Origin of the sequence: Agromyces kandeliae, from assembly GCF_009674665.1 — a bacterium.
Taxonomy (GTDB): Bacteria; Actinomycetota; Actinomycetes; order Actinomycetales; family Microbacteriaceae; genus Agromyces; species Agromyces kandeliae.
The window spans coordinates 154,389-175,471 of the sequence record NZ_WKJD01000009.1 but is presented as its reverse complement, the minus strand read 5'-3'; the positions used below and the strand labels follow the sequence as shown (position 1 = coordinate 175,471).

Genomic DNA, 21,083 nt, shown 5'->3' with positions numbered 1-21,083 from the left:
TCATGAACGCCATCGGACTCGTGGCCGCCCTCACCGTCGGCATCTCCATCGGCCTCGTCGCCTGGTTCCTCATCGGCGCGGGCAGGGCACGGACTGCCGAGACTGGCGTCGTGGAATCGGCCGCGACCGCCGTCCAGCGAACCTCGTTCTCGGAGAGCCTGGTCAAGGCGGCGCCGAAGGGATACATCGGCTGGCTGGAACGCCAGATCACCTTCGCCGCCCGACCCGCGGGCTGGTCGGTGACCCGGATCTTCGTCTGGAAGACCATCCTCGTGTGTACCGTCTTCCTCCTGGGATGGCTGTTCATCGCGGCCGACCCCGCTCCGATCCGGGTGATCCTCGTGATCGCGGCGCTCGTCCTCGGCTTCTTCCTGCCCGACGTGCTGATCAACAGCCGGGCCCACGACCGGCAGACCGCGATCCAGCGTGCGCTCCCCGACACGCTCGACCAGATGACCATCGCCGTCGAGGCCGGGCTCGGGTTCGACGCGGCGATGGCGAAGGCCGGCCGGAACGGCCGCGGGCCGATGGCCGAGGAGCTCATCCGGACGCTCCAGGACATGAGCATCGGGCGCACGCGCCGTGACGCGTACGCTGCGCTCGAGCAGCGCACGAACAGCGAGGACCTCCGTCGGTTCGTCCGGGCCGTGCAGCAGGCCGACGCGTACGGCGTGGCGATCGCCGACGTGCTTCGCGTGCAGGCCGGAGAGATGCGCGTCAAGCGTCGTCAGCGCGCGGAGGAACAGGCGATGAAGATCCCGGTGAAGATCGTCTTCCCGCTGGTCTTCTGCATCCTCCCCGTGCTCTTCATCGTGATCCTCACGCCGGCCGTGATCGGCATGATGGCGGCATTCGGCTGACCGGACTCGCCGGACCGATCAGAACAGCCCGGGCACGAAGCGCTTCGTTCGCAGCTTGTACGCCGCGTACTCGGGGACGTGCTCCTCCAGCAGGCGCTCTTCCTGGATCGCGCGGTACACCTGGATGGCGCCGATCAGGATGAGGATCCCGACCTTGGCCGGACTCGGTGAGAAGCAGACGGCGCCGGCGAGGGTGACCATCTCCCCGACGTAGAGCGGGTTTCGGATGTGCCGGTACGGGCCGTGTTGGACGAGTGTCCTGACCTTGGCCTCCACGCCGAAGCTTCGGCCGAGGGTGATGAGCGAGTAGACGGTGAAGATCATGCCCAGCGTCATGATGACCACTGCGAAGAGTTCGACGCCGGCGGGGACCTCGGAGCCCCCGAGGAACGCGAACGTCAGAGGGAGGAACGTCCCGACGTATGCCGCGGCGGTCGGCAGGACTCCCGCCCTCCGGGCCTTGGCGGGCCTCCTGATGATCAACAGCAGCACGGCCACCAGGTAGAACGAGGCCAAGAGGACCAGGTAGAGGATGTGCAGGTAGTCCACGATCCCGGATGCGGCTTCGCGCTGGGCACTGGAGAAGAGCGCGAAGAACGTCAGGCACAGCAGGAACACCATTGCGGGAACGAGGACCAAGCGCTCGACGTCCATCGTTCTCAGTTGCTCGCGTAGCCGCATGGCCCCTCCGGTGCATCAGGTGAACGCGCCGGAGCCGTGGCGGCGAGTTTCGGCGACGTGGGGTCGATCCTATCCGGCACCGCCGTCGCGATCGATGGCCCGATCGGGATTCGTCCCGTCATCGATCTCACCACTCCGATCGCCGCGGGCGCCGCCAGTGCCCCGCGGTGACCGACGCCTAGGCTTGGCCGCATGGACCCGGCGACGACGGAGGGGACCCGGGCCCGGCCCGATGCGGGGGCGGGCTGGGTGGCCGACGTGCTCGGGAGCGGGTTCGAGCAGCTCACCCTGCCGCTCCAGCCCGACGACGAGGGCGACGTCGTCGCGACGCTGGTCCGCCACGCCGGCCGACCGCCGGCCGAGGCGGTGCAGCCGCCCAAGCTCCGCTGGCGCTGGCCGTGGGAACGCGAGGCCTCGCCGCAGCCGCGGCCGGCGGCATCCGGATGCGACGTGCTCTACGTGCACGGGTGGAGCGACTACTTCTTCAACCCCGAGCTCGCGCGGTTCTGGAGCGACGCCGGCGCGCGCTTCCACGCGCTCGACCTGCGGAAGTACGGCCGCAGCCTGCGGGAGTGGCAGACGCCCGGGTACACGACCGATCTCGCCGTGTACGACGAGGACATCGAGGCGGCGCTCGGCGCCATCGCGCGCGAGGGCGGGCCGGAGGCATCCGCTCGGCCGTTGATTCTCGTCGGGCACTCGACCGGAGGGCTCACGCTCAGCCTGTGGGCGGCGCGCAACCCCGGGCGGGCGGCCGCGCTCGTACTGAACAGCCCGTGGCTGGAGTTCCAGCTGAGCGGGATCGGGAGGCAGGCGATCCAGCCGGTGATCGGGTTCCGGGCGCGGCTCGACCCGATGGGGCCGCTGCCGAACGTCGACCTCGGGTTCTACACGCGGTCGGTCGCGAAGGAACTCGACGGCGAGTGGGACTACGACCACGCGTGGCGGCCCGACCGTGGCTTCCGCACGCATCCGGCCTGGCTCACCGCGATCCTCGCGGGCCACGCGACCGTCGCGGCCGGGATCGACGTGGGCGCTCCCGTCCTGACGCTGCTGTCGACGCGGTCCGTGCTGCAGGGCACGTGGGATGACGCGATGCTCACGTCGGACATCGTGCTCGTCGTCGACGAGATCGCCCGCCAGTCGCTGAAGCTCGGACCGGACGTGACCGTCGCGCGCATCGACGGGGCGCTGCACGACGTGTTCCTGTCGCGCGAGCCCGCGAGGGCGGCGGCCTATGCGGCGGTCACGCGGTGGCTGGAGGGGTACGGGCCGCGGGGCTGATGGGGCCAGGGGCGCGGTTCGGCGCCGCGAGCGAGGCGCACCGCGCGCGGCCTCACTCGACGACGGTGTCGCCGTGGCGATGGGCGACCCGCCACGCTCCCTGCTCGCGCCGGTACACCTGGGTGACCCGCAGCGTGTAGGCGCGCGGGGCGCCGTCCACGGCGACCTCGGTGTGTTCCAGCGCGACCGAGTACGCCGCGTCGCCGACGACGTCGGCGGCGAGCAGCTCGATCTCGAACCTCGCGCAGTCCGAGAAGCTGCTTTCGAGGAAGTCGAAGAGCTCGTCGACCTCCTTCAGCCCGATGGCGTTGCGCCACGCCCCGAGCACGCTCACCGGCTCGACGCGCGACCACACGGCTCGGCGCGGGGCCGCATCACCGCCGTGCAGGGCACGTTCCGCCTCGGTGAGCGGGCCTCGGAGCCAGCCGAGGAAGTCATCGAGCGCGTTCATGACGTCAGGATGCGGCTCGCCGTGTGCGGAGCGCAACCACCGGGCCCTGGCGGATGCCTCGTCCGGCCGGTGCGCCGACGCGCGCCGCGGACGGCGCTGCGATCAGGCAGATGGCGTGCGAGACGCTCAGGCGCTCCCTGCCGCGAACGGACCGCGAAGCGCCGCCCACTGCAGGAGCATGATCGTCTTCGCATCGACGATGTCGACGCCGATGCGGTCGAGGGCGTCGTCGACGTCGAGCTCGAGCACCTCGATGTCCTCGCCCTCATCGGCGAGGCCGCGCCGAGAGCCGGGCGCGACCGAACCGCGCACGTACGGCGCCGCGAAGAAGTGCAGGCGCTCGGTCACCGAGCCGGGGCTCATGTAGACGTCGAAGACGTGCTCCACGTCGCCCACGACGTGCCCGGTCTCCTCCTCCGCCTCGCGGCGGATCGCGGTCTCGGGATCGTCGTCGTCGAGCAGGCCCGCGGCCGTCTCGATGAGCATGCCGTCGGGGTGCTCGTTGACGTAGGCCGGGAAGCGGAACTGCCGCGTGAGCAGCACCGTCCGCGCCTCGCGGTCGTAGAGCAGGATGGTGGCGCCGTCACCACGGTCGTAGGTCTCCCGCTCCTCGCTCGTCCACGAGCCGTCGGCGTGCTGGAAGTCGAACGTCGTGGCACGCGTCACGTACCAGTTGGAGGTGAGCACCCGCACGTCGCGGACCCGCACGCGCGGGTTCCGGTCGAGGTCGCGGCCGACCCGGTCGAGGCCGGTGCGCCCGCGACGATCGGGCACGTCGACGCCGGGCTGCGGCGCGGGCGTCTCCGCTGCGACGCCGGCTCGCGGCATCCGCTCGCTCTCGCTCGTCATGAGGTGGTGGTCGGGTCGGTGGGTCGGTGGGTCGGTGGGTCGGTGGGTCGGTGGGTCGGTGCGTCAGTGCGTCTGCGCGTCGCGCGTCAGCGGAAGTTGACGAACTGGAGGTCGACGTCGAGGTCGGCGGCCTTCAGCACGCGGATGGTCTCCTGCAGGTCGTCGCGGCTCTTCGACGAGACGCGCAGCTCGTCGCCCTGGATCTGCGACTTGACCGACTTGGGCGCCTCGTCGCGGATCAGCTTGTTGATCTTCTTCGCGTGCTCCTGGTCGATGCCGTTCTTCAGGCCGATCTCGATGCGGAACTCCTTGCCCGACGGGTAGGGCTCACCCGAGTCGAGCGACTTCAGCGAGATGCCGCGCTTGATGAACTTCGACTGCACCACGTCGAGCACGGCCTTCACGCGCTCGTCGGTCGAGGCCTTCAGCAGGATCTTCTCGCCCGACCACTCGACCGACGCCCCCACGCCCTTGAAGTCGTAGCGCTGCTCGACCTCCTTGCGGGCCTGGTTGACGGCGTTCTCCGCCTCCATCTTGTCGACCTTGCTCACGATGTCGAACGTCGAATCAGCCATGCGCGTCAGTCTAGCGAGGGGGTGCTGGGCCGTTGGAGTGCGGATTCTGGGTTCGAGGTCCGTTTCGAATCGCACTCGAACCGAGAAGCTGCACTCCGATGCGCGCCACCGCAGGCAGGTCCCGTGCCCGGGTGGGGCCCGGGAGGCGGCGGGGGACTCGGCCTGCACACGTGGATGGTGCGCCGCGCGATCCCACCCCGGACACCGCCCCGGCGCCATCTGCCGCGGACGGTTCACGATCGGTGCGTGGCCGAGACGTTTCCGATGACCGCGCACGGGTTCGTGCTGGCGCGCGACGCGCGCGCGGCCGGTCGCGAGGCCGAACTGTACGCCGCTGCAGAGGCGGGGCGACTCAGTCGCGTCCGGGTCGGCGTGTTCCGTGAGGTGGAGGGCGAGGTGGCGGCATCCGGGCCCGAACGCGACGCGGCACGCTATCGCGACCTCGTCCGAGCCGCGGGCATCTCGCTCGCCGCGCCGGTCTTCACCTCGTACGCGGCGGTCGCACTCGCGGGCCTGCCCATCGTGGGCGCCTGGCCGTGCGTCGTCCACGTCATGTCGCGGGACGAGCATGGAAGTCGCCGCGGCGACATCGTCAGGGTCGCGCGCACCGCCGAGATCCAGACCGTTCCGAGCGACGGGCTGACGGCCACATCGATCGAGTTCAGTCTCATCCAGTTGGCGCGTCACGCTTCGCTCGCAGCGGCGCTGGTGGCGACGGATGCCGCGCTGCACGTGTCGCGGTCGGCCGCCGCACCGCCGCCGCTCATCACGCTCGCGGCGCTCCGGGCGGAGCACGAACGACTCCTCCCGTACCACGGGAGCCGGCGAGTGGGAGAAGTGCTGTCGCGTGCGACGACCGACGCCGACAGTCCGCTCGAGACGATGAGCCGGCTCGTCGTCGAGGAGTGCGGCCTTCCGGACCCCGTGCTCCAGCACCGGATGCGCCTGGCCGACCTCGATCGCGACGCGTACCTCGATTTCTGGTGGCCCGACCACGGAATCGTGGGGGAAGCCGACGGGCGTGGCAAGTACCTGAGCGGCGATGCCGGCACGGCGGTCGCCGCGGTGCTCGCCGAGAAGGCGCGCGAGGACGCCATTCGCGCATCGGTCGTCGGCTTCGTGCGGTGGGACTGGAGCGACATGTGGCGGCGCGCCCCGATCCGCGATCGACTGGTCGCGGCGGGGCTCCCGATCGTGCGGAAGCCGGTGCGCCTCATCGTCGTGTAGGCCGTGGCTCGCAATGGAGTGCGATTTGTGGGGTGGAGTGCGAGGCCAATGCGTACTCCACCCCAGAAATCGTGCGCGAACGGTGTGCGGGGCGCGAGGCGCGAGGCGCGGGGCGCGAGGCGCGGGGCGCGAGGCGCGGGGCGCGCGCCCCGCGGGTCAGCGGAGCCAGAGGGTGGCCTCGGCGGGGACGACGGACGGGGCGCCGGCGGGGCGAGGGGCGCTCGAGAGGAGCACCTCGAGGCCGGCGAGTTCCGCGGGCAGCGCGAACGGCGTCGTGCCGAAGTTCGTCACCACGGTCCATCCGGTCGGGCGCTGGAAGGCGAGCACGTCGGCCGCGGAGGCCGTGCCGGCCGCCCCCGCGGAGGCGGCGTCGTCCGCGTCGGCGCCCGCGTCGAGCGAGATCCACGCGAGCTTCTCGGCACCCTGCAGCTCGTGCCGAAGCGCGAGCGCCCGGCGGTACATCGAGAGCGTCGACGAGGGGTCCGCCTCCTGCGAGGAGACCGCGTACGACGCGAACCACGACGGCTGCGGCAGGTGCGAGGCGTCCGACCCGGCCGGCCCGAAGCCGAACGACGGCGCGTCGGCGATCCAGGGCAGCGGCACGCGGCATCCGTCACGCCCGACCTCGACGCCGGCGTTGCGGAAGAAGGACGGGTCCTGTCGGTCGTCCGGAGCGATCTCGCCGACCTCGGGCAGCCCGAGTTCCTCGCCCTGGTAGAGGTAGGCGCTGCCGGGCAGGGCCAGCAGGAACAGCGTCGCGGCGCGCGCTCGCCGCAGGCCGAGGGCCGCATCGACCTCCGCCGGCGATCCGCCGCGCAGCAGCCACTCCCTGCCGACCGAACCGTCACCGTCGGGGTCGGCGGGCAGCCCGTACCGCGTCGCATGCCGCACGACGTCGTGGTTGGAGAACACCCACGTGTTCGACGAGCCCGTCTCGGCGGAGAAGACCATGTTCCGGTCGACGATGTCGTGGAACTCGGCGGCGTCGAAGTTCGCCCGCAGCAGGTCGAAGTTGAACGCCTGTCCGAGGCTCGTCGGCGCCGCGTAGCGGTGCCGGCGGGTGGGCTCGACCCATGCCTCGGCGACCGCGATGCGCGGCGGGTCGTACTCGTCGAACACCGCGCGCCACTCGGCGTAGATCTCGTCGAGTTCCTCGCGATCCCAGAGCGGGTGCGAGCCGTCGGTCGCGAGCTTCGTCGCCTCGAGCTCGGCGTGCGAGCGGAGCGGGTAGGTGAGGTCCTTCGCGAGGGCGTGCGCGACGTCCACGCGGAAGCCGTCGACGCCCCGGTCCGACCAGAAGCGCAGGGTGCGCAGGAAGTCGTCGCGCACCTCGCGGTTCGCCCAGTTGAGGTCGGGTTGCTCGGGCGCGAACAGGTGCAGGTAGAACTGCCCGTCGCCGACGGGCTCCCACGCCGAGCCGCCGAAGATCGACTGCCAGTCGCTCGGCGGCTCCGTGCCGTCGGGGCCCTCGCCGTCGCGGAAGAGGTAGCGCTCGCGCGCCGCCGAGCCGCGCGGCGACGCGAGCGCCTCGCGGAACCACTCGTGCCGGTTCGACGAGTGGTTCGGCACGATGTCGGCGATGAGGCGGATGCCCGCCGCGTGCAGTGCCGCGATCATCTCGTCGAACTCGGCGAGCGTGCCGATCCTGGGGTCGACGTCGCGGTAGTCGTCGACGTCGTACCCGCCGTCGGCCAGCGCCGACGGGTAGAACGGCGAGAGCCATACCGCGTCGACGCCGAGCTCGATGAGGTAGGGGATGCGCGACGTGATCCCGCGGAGGTCGCCGATGCCGTCGCCGTTCGCGTCGGCGAAGCTGCGCGGGTAGATCTGGTAGACGGCGGCCTGGCGCCACCAGTCGGGGTCGGCGGCGAGCACGGTGGCGTCGGCGAGCGAGGAGGTCGTGGCGTGCGCGGCGAGCGCGGCGTGCGCGTCGAGCCCCGACGGGCGGGCGTCGGTCATCGGGATGGTTCCTTTCGATGCGGTCGAACGGATGCCGCGGGGCGGGGCCTGCACGAGAGGCCCGCCCCGCGGCATCCGCGCAGGTTACTTGATGGAGCCTCGGGTCACGCCCGAGATCACCCAACGCTGGCTGAAGACGTACACGATCAGCAGCGGCGCCATCGCCATGAGGTACGACGCGAATGCCACCGTGTAGTCGGTGTTGAACTGCCCCTGGAACACGTACTGCGCGAGCGGCAGCGTCCGCGCGGCGGGGTCGGTCAGCACGACCAGCGGCATGATGAAGTCGTTCCACGCCCAGACGCACGTGAGGATGCCGACCGTCGCGTTCATGGGCGTCAGCAGCGGGAAGATCACCTGCCAGAACACCCGCCACGTCGAGGCGCCGTCGACGCGCGCCGCCTCCTCGAGCTCGATCGGGATCGAGCGGATGTAGGCGGTGTAGATGAAGACGTTCAGCGAGAGCCCGTAGATCGTGTAGAGCACGATCATGCCGGCCTGGTTGTCGAGGCCGAGGATCGCGGTCTGCTTCACGAGCGGAAGCATGATGATCGGGAACGGAATGAACAGCGCGGCGAGCAGGTAGAAGAACACGCCCTTGAAGAAGGGCCGATGGATGTTGCGGGCCAGTGCGTACGCGACGATCGAGCTCGTCAGCAACGTGAACACGACCGAGCCGACCGTGATGAGCGCGGTGTTCGCGAGCGCCTGCGGGAAGCTCGTGCGCTCCCACGCCTCCGCGAAGTTGCCCCAGTTCACCGGGTTCGGCCACTCGAAGCCCGTGCCCGACACCAGCTGGTCGGGTGTCTTCAGGGCCACGACGACCGCGAGGTAGAGCGGGACGAGCACGGTGAGCGAGCAGACCGCGATGAGCGCGGTGGCCCACCAGTTGATGCGGCGCGTGTCGTCGTCCTCGCCGGCGCGACGTCGCCGGGGGCGACGCCCGCCGCCGACGGCGTCGGTGCTGCCCGTGGGCAGGGCCTCCTCGGCCTGGGCGAGCGTGGTGGTTGCGGTGGTCATCAGAAATCGGCCTCTCTGCGCTGAAGGACCCGGAATTGGAAGAGCGAGACGACCGTGATCACGATGAAGAAGATCACCGCGTTCGCCGTCTGGTAGGCGAACTCGCCGCCCGAGAAGCCGCCCCGGAAGATGAGCAGCGTCACCGACTCGGTGGACGTGCCCGGCCCGCCGTTGGTGAGCGAGACGATCGGGTCGAACACCTGGAGGAAGCCCTTGAGGCTCAGCACGACGTTGATCGTGAAGAACGCCCCGATGAGCGGGAACGTGATCGACCGGAACTGGCGCCATGCGCCCGCGCCGTCGAGCGACGCGGCCTCGTAGAGCTCGCCGGGGATGGTCTGGAGCCCCGAGAGGTAGATGATGATCGCGAACGCGCAGGCCTGCCACACGGCGAGCACGACGATCGCGGTCCAGGCCCAGTCGGGGCTCGTGAGGATGTTGTCGCGGAACAGCGGGATGCCCGAGAGGATCTTCGGCAGCGAGTTCGAGAAGAAGAACTGGAACACGTAGCCGATCACCAGGATCGCGAGCACGTAGGGCACGAAGTACACGCCGCGGAAGAAGTTCCGCCCGATGATCTTCGAGTTCAAGCCGAGCGCGATCGCGAGCGAGATCACGTTCGTGAGGATCGTCGCGACGATCGCGAACAGGAACGAGAACCCGTACGCCGCGAGCACGCGGTCGTCGCGGAACAGGTTGGCGTAGTTCGACAGGCCCACGAAGTTCCACGCGCCGTAGCCCGCGTAGTTCGTGAAGCTGAAGAAGATCCCGATCAGCACCGGCAGGGTGTGGAACGCGGCGAACGCGATCACGGCGGGCCACACCATCCAGTAGAACGCGGGCATCGCGCGGCGGGTCTCGACGCGCGTGCGCGTGGCCCGCCGTCGCTTGGTGCCGCCCGTCGAGGACGTGCGCACCGCTTGGGTCAGCGTGGACATGGTCACTCTCCCGTCACGGGGATCGTGCGAGCGGCGACCTTCGCCCACTCGCGGTCGAGGGTGGCGAGCGCGGACTGCGGGTCGCCGGTGAAGAGGGCCTCCTGCACCGTGGCATCGAGCGGGATGCCGGGCGGGACCTGGTGGTCGATGAAGCCCGTGATGCGGCCGTCCTCGAACCACGGCGCGACCGACTGGATCGCGGCGGAGTCGCTGAGCTCGGCGCCCTCGACGGAGGGGACCATGTTCTGCGATGCCGCGAACGCCTCGATGACGTCGGGCCGGAAGAGGTAGTCGATGAAGCGTTGGGCCTCCGCCTGGTGCGGTCCGTCCTTGCCCATCGTCACGACGACGTCGACGCCGGAGACGAGAAGGCGGTCGTCGGGGTCGTCGGTGCCCGGGTACGGGAAGATGCCGAGGTTCACGTCGGGGTTGATCCCCTGGATCGGGTTGACGGCCCAGATGCCCTGCATGAGCATCGCCGCATCGCCGTTCGCGAACGCGGCGTTGCCGTCGTCGTACGTGCGGCCGCGGTATCCCTCCTGGGCGTAGGAGTAGAGCTCGGCCTGCTGCTCCATCGCGGTCGGGAAGTCCTTCTCGAACGACACCGGCGAGTCGGGACCGACGTCCTCGCCCTCGGCGCGCATCTCGTCGAAGAACCCGCCCTGCGCGGGGTACGCGCCGAGCGCGTTCCACGACGGCAGCACGGTCCACGAGTCGGCGAGCGTGCCGTAGAACGGCGTGATGCCGGCGTCCTGCAGCTGGTCGCACACCGCGATGAGCTCGTCGAACGTCTCGGGCACCTCGAGGCCCTGCTCCTCGAAGATGTCGCGGTTGTAGATGATGCCGTTGGCGTTGTTCACGTAGCCGAGCCCGTTCACCTCGTCGTCGTACGTGCCGAGGTCGGCGAGGATCTGCTGCACCGCCGGGTTGATCGTGTCGAGCAACGGGTCGCCGGTGAAGTCGTGGAACACGCCCGCCTGCGCGAGTCGGCCGAAGTTGCCGTTCGCGTTGAGGGTGATGACGTCGGGGGTGCGGTCCTTCACGAGCAGGGTGCGGATCAGCGTGTCGGCGTCGGCGACCTGGTTCTGCACGACGTCGATGTCGGGGTTCTCGGCCTCGAAGTCGGCGATGATCTGCTCGAAGTCCTCGAGGGCCTCGCCCTTGAACTGGAAGAAGTCGAGCTTCACGCGGTCGTCGCCGGGGCTCGCGCATCCGACGAGCCCGAGGCTCACGGCGACGGTCGCGACGACGGATGCCGCGGCGAGCGCTGCGCGTCGGCGTGGGCGTCGTCTCCGATGCGGCTGCCGGCGGGTGGGGTGGTCGGTCATGTCAGCGCCTCCTTGCGCGAGGTGGTCGGTTCGGTCGGTCCGTGCGGTGCGGGTGTCGGGTCGGTGCGGTCGGGCGGGGTGAGTTCGAGCAGCACGAGCTGCGCGGGGAAGAGCACCGGGGCCTGGAGGCCCACGGTGCCGAGCTGGCGACCGGTCAGCGTGGTCGGATGCTCGGCCCAGGGCAGCGGGGACTGGCCGGGACCGTCGTCCGGGCTGCCGGCGGCGACGCGCACGGTGTAGCGGCGGTCGGGGTCGAGGCCGGGCAGCGTGAAGCGGCCGGGCGGGTGGGTCACGCCGGTGGTCACCTGCGTGAACGTGAAGATGGCGGATGCTCCGTCGCGCGCGACCACGCCGCGGACGTCGGTCGCGGCATCCGTCGTGTCGCCGTGGACGAGCGCACCGGAGTGGATCAGGTCGCGGTGGCGCGTGTGGTGCGCGACCCACGCCGCGACGGCGTCGAGGCCGTCGTCGTCGAGGTCGGTGAGGTTCCACTCGATGCCGAGGTGCCCGAGCAGTGCGACGCCCGCGCTGAGGCCGAGGCTCACCGAGCGCCCGGTCGAGTGGACGTCGGGGCTCGTGAGGTGCGCGCCCATCATCTCGGCGGGCACGAGCAGCCCGGTGTACTTCTGGATCTGCAGGCGCTCGATCGGGTCGAGCGTGTCGGAGGTCCAGATCCGGTCGGTGTGCTCGAGGATCCCGAGGTCGACGCGCGCGCCGCCCGACGCGCACGACTCGATCTCGAGCCCCGGGTGGCGGCGCTTGAGGGCCGCGAGCAGGCGGTAGAGCGCGAGCACGTTCTCGTGCACGCGCGGGCGGCCGGTGTCGGCGGCGCCGGCCTCGAGCAGGTCGCGGTTGTGGTCCCACTTGAGGTAGGCGATGTCGTACTCGGCGAGCAGCGCGTCGAGCCGATCGAGGAGGTACTGCCATGCCTCGGGGTTGGCGAGGTCGAGGACGTGCTGCTGCCGCGCGGGCACGGGGAGCTCGTCGCGGCCGCGGAGGATCCAGTCGGGGTGCTCGCGGGCCAGGTCGCTGTCGAGGTTGACCATCTCGGGCTCGACCCAGAGGCCGAACTCCATGCCGAGCCCGCGGACGCGGTCGATGAGCGGCCCGAGCCCGTCGGGCCAGACGTCGGCGTCGACGCACCAGTCGCCGAGCCCCGCGGTGTCGTCGCGGCGCCCCCGGAACCAGCCGTCGTCGAGCACGAACCGCTCGACGCCGACCCTCGCCGCCCGGTCGGCGAGGGCGCTCAGCGTGTCGAGGTCGTGGTCGAAGTAGACGGCCTCCCACGTGTTGAGCGTGACCGGGCGGGGGCGGCGCGGATGCTGCGGCCGGGCGCGGAGCTCGTCGTGGAATCGCTTCGACAGCTCGTTGAGGCCGTCGCCCCACGAGCCGATCGCCCACGGCGTCGTGTAGGACTCGCCCTCGGCGAGTTCGATCTCGCCCGGCACGAGCAACTCGCCCGCGGCGAGGAACGCCTCGCCGGTCGGCGTGCGCTCGGCGAGCAGGCGGTGGTTGCCGCTCCAGGCCGTGTGCACGGCGAACACGAGGCCGCGCTCGAAGCCGAAGCCGGTGCGACCGGCGGCGAGCAGGAGGCTGGCGTCCGCTCCGGGTCGGCCGCGCCGGCTCTCGCGGAGGTGCGTGCCGATGGTGAAGGCGTGACGCTGCGGGCTGCGCTCGCGGAGGTGCCTGCCGGTCGTGTCGAGGAGTTCGTCCGCGTCGAGCGGGACGGGGAAGGTCGGAGTGAGCGCGGTGAGCGCGTAGGCCTCGGGTGCGAGGTTCTCGAGCGTGATGCGCTGGCGGAGGAGTCCGGCGTCGGTCACGTGCATCTCGACCGTCGCGGCGAGGCCGGCCGAGGCATCCGTCGCTCGGATCTCGGCTGACGCACCGTCGACCTCGATGGCCTCGGTGACCAGCTTCGTCGAGAACACGCGGCCGCCTCGGTGGCCGGCGAGCCCGGGGGTGCCGAGCCAGCCCGAGGATTCCTGGGGGATCACGGTGAGCGGGGCGGGGTGGTCGAGTCCGCCGGAGACGCGCTGGGGCAACGCCGCGAGCGCCATCGCGGCGAGGTCGTCGGTCGAGGCGGCGCCGAGGTCGGCACCCCAGTGCACGATCGTGGGCAGCGCCGAACGGGCTGGGTCGAGCACCACGCTGGTGCCGCCGTTGCGGAGGTGGATCGGCGCTGATCGGAGCATGCGTTATTTCTACGACAGAAATAACGGAGTGTCAATACTCACTTCGTTCTGGCTTTTCGCTCCGTGGAACACGTCGGTTCATGCCATGATGGAAGGAAACGCGGTGAGGAGGCGGCGTGACCCAACTGGAACTCGGCGATTCCGCCCGCGAACTCGCCCGCGAGGTGCTCATCCACGGCCCGATCTCCCGCGCCGACCTCGGCCGCCGGCTCGGACTCTCGCCGGCGAGCCTCACCCGGCTGTCGAAGCCGTTCCTCGACCGCGGGCTGTTCGTCGAGGCCGCCGAGGCCGTGCAGGGCGCCACGGGCAGGCCCGCCAGGCCGCTCGACGTACGGGTCGATGCCCAGCGGTTCATCGGGATCAAGCTCACGGGCGAGGCGGCGCACGGCGTGCTCACCGACCTCCGCGCGAGCTCGCTCGCGCAGGCCGAGCAGCCGCTCGACGGCCACGACGTCGACCGGGTGGTCGAGGCGATCTCGCGACTCGTCGACGGGCTGCGCGGTGTCGCCGGAGCCGGAGCCGTCGGCGGTGTCGGACTCAGCGTCGGCGGCAACGTCGCCGGTCAGCGCGTCGTGACCCGTGCGCCGTTCCTCGGCTGGCGCGACGTCGCCCTCGCCGACCTGCTCGAGGCGAGGCTCGGCCTGCCGATCGACATCGAGAACGACGTGACCGCGCTGACGACCGCCGAGCAGTGGTTCGGACCCGCCCGCGCGCACGACGCGTTCGCGGTCGTCACCGTCGGCGCCGGCGTCGGCTACGGCCTCGTGATGCACGACCGCGTCGTCACCACCCCCGACACCGGCCTCGGCCTCGGCGGGCACCTGCCGCTCGACCCGAACGGTCCGCTCTGCCTCGACGGACATCGCGGCTGCTCGACGGCGATGCTGTCGATCCCGAGCATCTGCGCGCAGGTCGGCATCGCGCTCGGGCGCGAGGTCGCCTACGACGAGGTGCTCGACCTGGCCGCGGCGGGCCACCCGGCGGCCCGATCGGTGACGGATGCCGCAGGCCGCGCCCTCGGCCGCATGATGGGGTACATCGCGAATCTCACGATGGTCGAGGCGATCGTGCTCTCGGGCGAGGGTGTCGGGCTCTGGCGGGTCGCCGGGGAGACGGCGCTCGCCGCGCTCGCCGCAGACCGCGACCCCGAGGCGACCCCGGTCGAGGTCCACGTGGATTCGGCCGGGTTCGGGTCGTGGGCCCGCGGCGCAGCCGCGGTCGCCATCCAGGGCTCGCTCGGCCGGCTCCGTCTCTCCGCCTGACGCGTCCGTCGCCCGGCGCCCCGCGTTCACCCGCCCCGCCCGCGCGTGCTCGCGATTCGAGTCCCGATTCTCGGGTGGAGTTCGGGCTCCGGGCGTACTCCAGCCCGGAAACCGCCCGTGAATGTGTGCGACCCGAGCCGTCAGCGCTCGGGCGGGACCGCCGTGGAGGAGCGCACGCGGAGCTCGAACGGGAGGGGCGTGGCGGCCGGCGGCGCGGCATCCGGACCGGGCTCGAGCTGCTCCATGAGGATCTCGACCGCCTTCTCGCCCTGGCCGCGCGGGAACTGGGCCACTGTGGAGAGGCCGAAGAACTCCGACAGGTCGTAGTCGTCGATGCCGATCACCGAGACGTCGCGCGGCACGACCATGCCGAGGTCGCGAGCGGCGAGGATCGAGCCGATCGCCATCTCGTCGGACGCGGCGAAGATCGCGGTGGGCCGGTCGTGCGGGACGCCGAGCAGCTGCTTGGCGGCGTGGTAGCCGCCCTGGATCGTGAAGTCCGCCGGGGCGAAGATGCGGGGGTCGGGCTCGACGCCCGCGTCGCGCAGCGCGGCCTCGTATCCGAGCCGCCGGTTCGTCGGCAGGTGGAAGTCGAGGTCGAACTCGAGGTCGCCGCCGATATGGGCGATGCGGCGGTGCCCGAGGGCGATGAGGTGCTCGGTCGCGAGCCGGGCGACCGCGGCGTCGTCGATCGTGAGCGTGCGGACGCCCGGGATCGGGCCGCCGACGCCGACCAGGGGCTTGCCGAGGTCGTGCAGCCGCTGGACCTCGTGCTCGGTGAGCTCGAGCGAGACCGCGACGACCGCATCGACGCGCTGGCGGAGCAGGAAGTGCTCGAACACGCTCGAGCGCTCGCGGCCGTCGCCCGAGAGGTTGTACAGCGTGACGTCGTAGCCGTGCCGGAGCAGCGCCTGCTGCGCGCCCTCCAGCACCGATGCGAAGAACCACCGGTTGAGGAACGGGATCACGACGCCCACGTTGCGCGTGCGACCCGACGCGAGGCTCGACGCGTTGGACGAGACGACGTAGCCGAGCTGCGCCGCGGCATCCACGACCTTGGCCTTCGACGCGGGCGAGACGTGGCCACGACCGCTCAGGGCGCGCGAGACCGTCGCGGTGGAGACCCCCGCGAGCTTGGCCACCTCTTCGATGCCGACCATGGATTCCTCGCCTGACGCCGTCCGCCTGGAGCGCGGACCGGGACAGCCGATCCTATCGCCGAGCGGAGTGGCGCGTTGAGGGCCGCCCCGGCGTGCGGTAGAAAAGAGCGGGTCCGGGGCGGGCCTTCGGGGGGCCTGGCTTGCCCACACCCACCTCTACTCGAAGGGACCACCGCCGTGAAGTGGGTCAAGCGCATCGCCATCGGGCTCGTCATCGGGTTCGCCCTGTTCTACACGATCACGAGGCCCGAGGATGCCGCGAACGCGGTCCAGGGCGCCTTCGCCGCCGTCTGGGGCGCCGCCGAGGCGGTCGGCCGGTTCTTCACCTCGCTCGCATCCTGACGGAGCGCACGTGACCGCCGACGCCCGCAGCATCTTCGACCCCCGCGTCGAGCGGTTCCTCATCGCCGACGAGGGCGAGGTCGTCGTGGACGAGGTCGCGAAGCACTGGGCGGCGATCGTCAAGCCCGTGCTCGGGCTCGTGGCATCCGTGCCGCTGCTGCTGCTCGCGTTCGTGGTGCCGCCGCAGGCGTGGTGGCTGCCGGCGGTGCTCGCGATCGGCCTCGCCTGCTACTGCCTGTGGCGCATCCTCCAGGCGCAGATGGACCGGTTCGTCATCACCAACATGAGGGTGTTCCGGGTGCACGGGATCCTGACCCAGAACATCGCCACGATGCCCCTCTCGCGGATCCTCGACATCTCGGTCCACCGGCCCGTCCTCGGCCGCATCTTCGGGTTCGGCCACATCGTGTTCGAGTCGGCCGCGCAGCGGCAGGGGCTGAACGAGATCCGATATGTAGGCTCGCCGAACGAGCGCGACCTCACGATCCAGCGCGTCATCGCCCGGGCCGGCCTGCGCGGGCCGGTCAACCGGGCGACGGGGGTGCCGCTGGGCGGCGGGCCCGGCGCGGCGGGCGGCGGGTCGCAGGCGTCGTCGGCGACCGGATCGGCGCCCAGGGTCGCCCCGGCGACGAGCGAGCGCGCCGACGGACTCGGCCCCAACGACACGGTCCCGATCGAGCGGATCTGACGCTCGCGGGGCCGCGCCGGGCTCGATTTCTCGCATCGGCCGACCGCGGGTATCCTTGTGTGGCCCCCGGTCATGTGAACAACGTGGTCGGGCGTTCGGCGAGTTACCCAAGCGGCCAAAGGGATCTGACTGTAAATCAGCTGTCTACGACTTCGGGGGTTCGAATCCCTCACTCGCCACCATGTCGAAGCCCCGGTTCGCCGGGGCTTCTTCCGTTGGCGGGCTGCTGACGTCGCTTCGCCGGCGCCCGCGCCCGCCCGCGCCCGGGCCCTCGTCTCGCCGCCGGCTCGCGGCGCCTCGGCCCGCGCGTCGCCGCGCCGCGCCGCGACGCGCCTGTTGCGATGTCGTCCACCGATCGTCTACGCTGATCAAACGATTGATCTGATCAACCGATTGACCATCCATCCGACCTCCACGGCCGACGCACTGCCGCGACCGAGCCGGGCGGTCGAAGACACCCGAAGGCCCTTGCATGAACGCACCGCAGCCCCTGCCGCTCGACGGCATCCTCGTGCTCGACTTCAGCCAGTTCCTGGCCGGGCCGGTCGCGGCGATGCGGCTCGCCGACCTCGGCGCGAGGGTGATCAAGATCGAGCGACCCGGTACCGGCGACATCGGTCGGACCCTCGCCTTCGCGGGCCGCACGGCCGACGGCGACACCGTCTCGTTCCACGCCATGAACCGGAACAAGGAGTCGATCACCGCCGACCTCAAGTCGCCCGTCGACCTCGCCTACGTGAAGCAGCTCGTCGCGCGGGCGGATGTCGTCATCCAGAACTTCCGCCCGGGCGTGATGGAGCGCATCGGGCTCGATTACGAGTCGGTGCGCGAGATCAACCCGTCGATCGTGTACGCGAGCGCCACCGGATACGGCACCGAGGGTCCGTGGAAGGACCGCCCGGGACAGGACCTGCTCGCGCAGTCCGTCTCCGGCCTGCCGTGGCTGAGCGGCGGCCATGAGGACGGCCCGGTGCCGGTCGGCCTCTCGATCGCCGACCACCTGCTCAGCTGCCACATCGCGCAGGGCGTCACGGCGCTCCTCGTCCGGCGATTCCGCACCGGTGAGGGCGGTCACGCCGAGTCGAGCCTCCTCGAGGCGATGCTCGACCTGCAGTTCGAGCTGCTCAGCACGAGGCTCAACGACGACAGCATCCACGTGCGGCGCGGCGGCCCGCACTCCGCACATGCGTTCCTCGCCGCTCCGTACGGGACCTACCCGACCTCCGACGGATACCTCGCGCTCGCGATGAACCCGATCCCGAGGATCGGCGAGCTCCTCGGCCTGCCCGAGCTCGCGGCCATGGTCGACCCGCAGGAGGCGTGGGACCGCCAGGAGGAGATCGAGGCCGTGCTCGCGGCCCGCTTCGCGACCGGCACGACGCAGTCGTGGCTCGACATCCTCGATGCCGCCGACGTGTGGTGCGCGCCCGTGCTGACGCTCGACGAGCTCCTCGAGTCGGACGGCTTCGCCGCCATCCGGATGACGCAGCAGGTGCGACGCGGAGAGACCACGCTCGCCACGACGCGCGGGCCGATCCGCATCGACGGACAGGTGCTCACGAGCGCGAAGGCGGCGCCGCGCCTCGGAGAGGACGACGCGAGGATCCGCGCCGAGTTCCCGCCCGTCGAGGTGACCGCATGACCACGGTGCTCCGCGGCATCACCTGGGAGCACGAGCGCGGATACGGCAGCGTCGCCGCGGCAGCCGCGGCGTACCGGGCAGTGGCCCCCGAGGTCGAGGTGACCTGGGAGTACCGCTCGCTCCTCGCCTTCGGAGACCAGGGGCTCGACGAGCTCGTCGAGGGCCACGACCTGCTCGTCATCGACCACCCGCACATCCCGTTCGCGGCGGAGCGCGGGCTGCTGCTCCCGCTCGACGGCCAGGGCCACGACGACGAGCTCGCCGTGCTCGCCGGGCAGTCGGTGGGTGCCTCGCACGCGTCGTACCGGCATGAGGGGCGGCAGTGGGGTCTGGCGACGGATGCCGCGGCCCAGGTCGCGGCATGGCGGCCCGACCTCCTCGACGCACCGCCGACGACCTGGGAGGAGGTGCTGGCGCTCGCGGCCGAGGGTCGCGTGCTCTGGCCGGCCAAGCCCGTCGACGCCTTCTCGAGCCTCGTCACGATCGCGGCGAGCCACGGCACCGAGCCGATGCGGCAGCCCGGCGTCTTCCTGCCGCGCGAGGCGGCACTGGAATCGCTCGCGCTCATGCGGCGCCTCGCCGAGCTGACGCCCGAGGACAACCTCGGCCTCAATCCGATCGACGTCGCCGACCGGCTCGCCGAGGGGGATCGGTACGCCTACAGCCCGCTCCTGTTCGGCTACACCAACTACTCGCGCGCCGGCTTCCGCGAGCATCGCCTCGCCTACGTCGACATCCCTGCGGGATCGGCCGGGGTCCGCGGGTCGCTGCTCGGCGGCGCCGGCATCGCGGTGTCGGCGCGCACGCGGCATCCGGAGGCGGCGATCTCGCACGCGTTCTGGCTCGACTCCGCAGCCGTGCAGGAGGGCGTCTACTTCGACGGCGGCGGGCAGCCCGGCAACGCCGTCGCGTGGGACTCCGACCGGGCGAACGAGGCGACCCTCGACTTCTTCCGCGGGACGCGGGCGACCCTCGAATCGGCGTACGTGCGACCGCGGCACCCCGACTATCCCGAACTGCAGAACGAGATCGGGCCGCTCATCACTGCCGCCCTCGCCGGGCGGCTGACCGACGACGACCTCATCGCACGCCTCGACGAGGCGACCGAGCGCCACCTGGAGGGCTGACATGCAGACCATCGACCGCTGGTTCGAGGACATCGAGCTCGGGGAACGCCGGGAGAGCGTCGGGCGGACGATCACCGAGGCGGACATCGTCCTGCACGCCGGGCAGACCGGCGACTTCTTCCCGCACCACATGGACGCGGAATGGATGGCGACGCAGCCGGCCGGGCAGCGGATCGCCCACGGCACGCTGATCCTGTCGGTCGCGGTCGGCATGACGGCGGGCGACATCAACCCCCAGGCGATGAGCTACGGGTACGAACGGATCCGATTCATCCGCCCGGTGTTCATCGGCGACACCATCACCGTCACCGCGGAGATCACGGACAAGTCGGACCATGCGAAGCGGCCGGACGAGTTCGGGTACGTGCACGAACTCGTGTCGGTCGTGAACCAGCGCGGCGAGACGGTACTGGTGCTCACGCACCTGTACCTCGTCAACCGTCGTGTCGGGGTCGAGTCCCTACACTGAGCGCATGGCCACCCTGAGCGATGTCGCTGCCCGGGCGGGAGTCTCGGTCTCAGCCGTCTCCCGCGTCCTGAGCGATGCGCCGAGCGCACGGGTGAGCGCCGCCACGAGGCAGCGGATCCACGAGGCCGCGCGCGAGCTCGGCTACCGCCCGAACTTCGCGGCCCGCGCGTTGAAGTCGGCGCGGACGAACGTGATCGGACTCGTCGTGCCGGACGTCACGAACGCGATCTTCGCCGAGCTGATGCGCGGCGTGGAGGAGGAGGCGCTGCGCCGTGGGAACATGGTGCTGATCGCCCGGACCGAGGGCATGCCCGACGGCGAGGACACGATCCCACGGCTCATCGGCGAGGGGCGCGTCGACGGCGTGCTGCTGCAGGTCGGAGACGCGATGCGCGCGGAGGACATGCGCGCCCTCGTCGAGGCGCCGCTGCCGCTCGTCTTCATCAACTCGATCCATCCCGATCACGTCGGGTCGGTGACGCTCGAGGACGCCCGGGGCATCAGGATCGCGACCGAGCACCTGATCGGGCTGGGGCACCGGCGCATCGGGTTCGTGGGCGGGCTCCCGCGCTCCGACTCGGGGCAGCGGCGCGAGGCGGGATTCCGGGCGGCGATGGCGGATGCCGGCCTCGAGGTCGCCGGCGAACTCGTCACGCGCCTCGGGTACGAGCCGAAGCAGGGCGGAGCCGCCATGGCGGCCCTCGCCGCGCTCGAGGAGCCGCCGACCGCCATCGTGGTCGCGAACGTCAACGCGGCCCACGGGGCGCTGCTGGAGGCCCGGCGCCTCGGTCTCGGCGTCCCGCAGGACCTGTCGATCGTGGCGATGCACGACGCCTGGACGGCCGCGAACGCGTGGCCGCCCCTGACGACGGTGCGGATGCCGCTCGCGGAACTCGGACGTCGCGCGGTCGAGGACCTCCTGCAGCGGATCGAGACCGGCGTCCTCGCCGACCACGTCGTGCGCGAGCCCGCGCCCGAGCTCGTCATCCGCGAGTCGACCGCGGCTCCGCGCCGATAGAGCCGATCTAT

General features: G+C 71.2%; 20 protein-coding genes and 1 tRNA gene. 11 read left to right on the top strand and 10 right to left on the bottom strand.

Annotated elements, in window-relative coordinates:
- Positions 1-2: 2 nt before the first annotated feature.
- Entirely contained in the window at positions 3-860 is an 858-nt protein-coding gene (locus GJR97_RS06170; protein WP_154345625.1) for a type II secretion system F family protein, read from the top strand.
- Positions 861-878: 18 nt separating this feature from the next.
- Here the strand turns inward: GJR97_RS06170 and GJR97_RS06165 are convergent, their stop codons facing one another.
- Positions 879-1,514 (bottom strand): methyltransferase family protein, encoded by a 636-nt coding sequence (locus GJR97_RS06165; RefSeq protein ID WP_195760622.1) that lies wholly within the window; start codon positions 1,512-1,514, stop codon positions 879-881.
- Between the two features lie 219 nt (positions 1,515-1,733).
- On the opposite strand from GJR97_RS06165, the gene GJR97_RS06160 reads away from it, so the two are divergent.
- Positions 1,734-2,825, top strand: a complete 1,092-nt coding sequence (locus GJR97_RS06160; RefSeq protein ID WP_154345623.1) for an alpha/beta hydrolase — start codon at positions 1,734-1,736, stop codon at positions 2,823-2,825.
- 52 nt (positions 2,826-2,877) lie between these two features.
- Here GJR97_RS06160 and GJR97_RS06155 read toward each other — a convergent pair whose 3' ends face one another.
- The 3 genes from GJR97_RS06155 to GJR97_RS06145 form a co-directional block, all read right to left on the bottom strand.
- Positions 2,878-3,276, bottom strand: a complete 399-nt coding sequence (locus tag GJR97_RS06155; RefSeq protein WP_154345622.1) for a nuclear transport factor 2 family protein — start codon at positions 3,274-3,276, stop codon at positions 2,878-2,880.
- A 126-nt stretch (positions 3,277-3,402) separates the two neighbouring features.
- Positions 3,403-4,125 (bottom strand): NUDIX domain-containing protein, encoded by a 723-nt coding sequence (locus tag GJR97_RS06150; RefSeq protein WP_229276022.1) that lies wholly within the window; start codon positions 4,123-4,125, stop codon positions 3,403-3,405.
- 86 nt (positions 4,126-4,211) lie between these two features.
- Entirely contained in the window at positions 4,212-4,700 is a 489-nt protein-coding gene (locus GJR97_RS06145) for a YajQ family cyclic di-GMP-binding protein (RefSeq protein WP_154345621.1), read from the bottom strand.
- A gap of 246 nt (positions 4,701-4,946) precedes the next feature.
- Here GJR97_RS06145 and GJR97_RS06140 point away from each other — a divergent pair, with 246 nt between their 5' ends.
- A complete protein-coding gene (locus GJR97_RS06140; RefSeq protein ID WP_154345620.1) occupies positions 4,947-5,927 on the top strand; it encodes a hypothetical protein in 981 nt (326 codons plus the stop codon).
- A 156-nt stretch (positions 5,928-6,083) separates the two neighbouring features.
- Here the strand turns inward: GJR97_RS06140 and GJR97_RS06135 are convergent, their stop codons facing one another.
- From GJR97_RS06135 to GJR97_RS06115, 5 genes are all read right to left on the bottom strand, one after another.
- Positions 6,084-7,886, bottom strand: a complete 1,803-nt coding sequence (locus tag GJR97_RS06135; RefSeq protein ID WP_154345619.1) for a glycoside hydrolase family 13 protein — start codon at positions 7,884-7,886, stop codon at positions 6,084-6,086.
- Positions 7,887-7,970: 84 nt separating this feature from the next.
- Entirely contained in the window at positions 7,971-8,906 is a 936-nt protein-coding gene (locus GJR97_RS06130; protein WP_154345618.1) for a carbohydrate ABC transporter permease, read from the bottom strand.
- Positions 8,906-9,844, bottom strand: coding sequence for a carbohydrate ABC transporter permease (locus GJR97_RS06125; RefSeq protein WP_154345617.1), 939 nt, complete (start codon positions 9,842-9,844; stop codon positions 8,906-8,908). Before GJR97_RS06125 ends, GJR97_RS06130 begins: the two co-directional genes overlap by 1 nt.
- A gap of 2 nt (positions 9,845-9,846) precedes the next feature.
- Positions 9,847-11,172, bottom strand: a complete 1,326-nt coding sequence (locus tag GJR97_RS06120; RefSeq protein WP_154345616.1) for an ABC transporter substrate-binding protein — start codon at positions 11,170-11,172, stop codon at positions 9,847-9,849.
- Positions 11,169-13,364, bottom strand: coding sequence for an alpha-galactosidase (locus tag GJR97_RS06115; protein WP_154345615.1), 2,196 nt, complete (start codon positions 13,362-13,364; stop codon positions 11,169-11,171). Before GJR97_RS06115 ends, GJR97_RS06120 begins: the two co-directional genes overlap by 4 nt.
- 116 nt (positions 13,365-13,480) lie before the next feature.
- Between GJR97_RS06115 and GJR97_RS06110 the strand changes: the two genes are divergently transcribed.
- Entirely contained in the window at positions 13,481-14,626 is a 1,146-nt protein-coding gene (locus tag GJR97_RS06110; protein ID WP_324613211.1) for an ROK family transcriptional regulator, read from the top strand.
- Between the two features lie 140 nt (positions 14,627-14,766).
- Here GJR97_RS06110 and GJR97_RS06105 read toward each other — a convergent pair whose 3' ends face one another.
- Positions 14,767-15,786 (bottom strand): LacI family DNA-binding transcriptional regulator, encoded by a 1,020-nt coding sequence (locus tag GJR97_RS06105; protein ID WP_154345614.1) that lies wholly within the window; start codon positions 15,784-15,786, stop codon positions 14,767-14,769.
- Between the two features lie 177 nt (positions 15,787-15,963).
- Here GJR97_RS06105 and GJR97_RS06100 point away from each other — a divergent pair, with 177 nt between their 5' ends.
- The 7 genes from GJR97_RS06100 to GJR97_RS06070 all read left to right on the top strand — a co-directional run bounded on the left by GJR97_RS06100 (position 15,964) and on the right by GJR97_RS06070 (position 21,072).
- Complete coding sequence (locus GJR97_RS06100) at positions 15,964-16,128, top strand: hypothetical protein (RefSeq protein WP_165307681.1); 165 nt, start codon at positions 15,964-15,966, stop codon at positions 16,126-16,128.
- A gap of 10 nt (positions 16,129-16,138) precedes the next feature.
- Positions 16,139-16,816 carry a PH domain-containing protein gene (locus GJR97_RS18705; protein ID WP_324613210.1) on the top strand — a complete coding sequence of 226 codons (678 nt, stop codon included), beginning with the start codon at positions 16,139-16,141 and terminating at the stop codon, positions 16,814-16,816.
- Between the two features lie 97 nt (positions 16,817-16,913).
- Positions 16,914-16,998 (top strand) — tRNA-Tyr (locus tag GJR97_RS06090).
- 290 nt (positions 16,999-17,288) lie between these two features.
- Positions 17,289-18,458, top strand: coding sequence for a CaiB/BaiF CoA transferase family protein (locus GJR97_RS06085; protein ID WP_154345612.1), 1,170 nt, complete (start codon positions 17,289-17,291; stop codon positions 18,456-18,458).
- The gene (locus tag GJR97_RS06080) at positions 18,455-19,585 is read left to right on the top strand and encodes an extracellular solute-binding protein (protein WP_154345611.1); all 1,131 of its coding nucleotides are present in this window, start codon (positions 18,455-18,457) and stop codon (positions 19,583-19,585) included. The genes GJR97_RS06085 and GJR97_RS06080 overlap by 4 nt, the downstream gene beginning before the upstream one ends.
- A 1-nt stretch (position 19,586) precedes the next feature.
- Positions 19,587-20,054 carry a MaoC family dehydratase gene (locus GJR97_RS06075; RefSeq protein WP_154345610.1) on the top strand — a complete coding sequence of 156 codons (468 nt, stop codon included), beginning with the start codon at positions 19,587-19,589 and terminating at the stop codon, positions 20,052-20,054.
- Positions 20,055-20,058: 4 nt separating this feature from the next.
- Positions 20,059-21,072, top strand: a complete 1,014-nt coding sequence (locus tag GJR97_RS06070; RefSeq protein WP_154345609.1) for a LacI family DNA-binding transcriptional regulator — start codon at positions 20,059-20,061, stop codon at positions 21,070-21,072.
- Positions 21,073-21,083 lie beyond the last annotated feature (11 nt).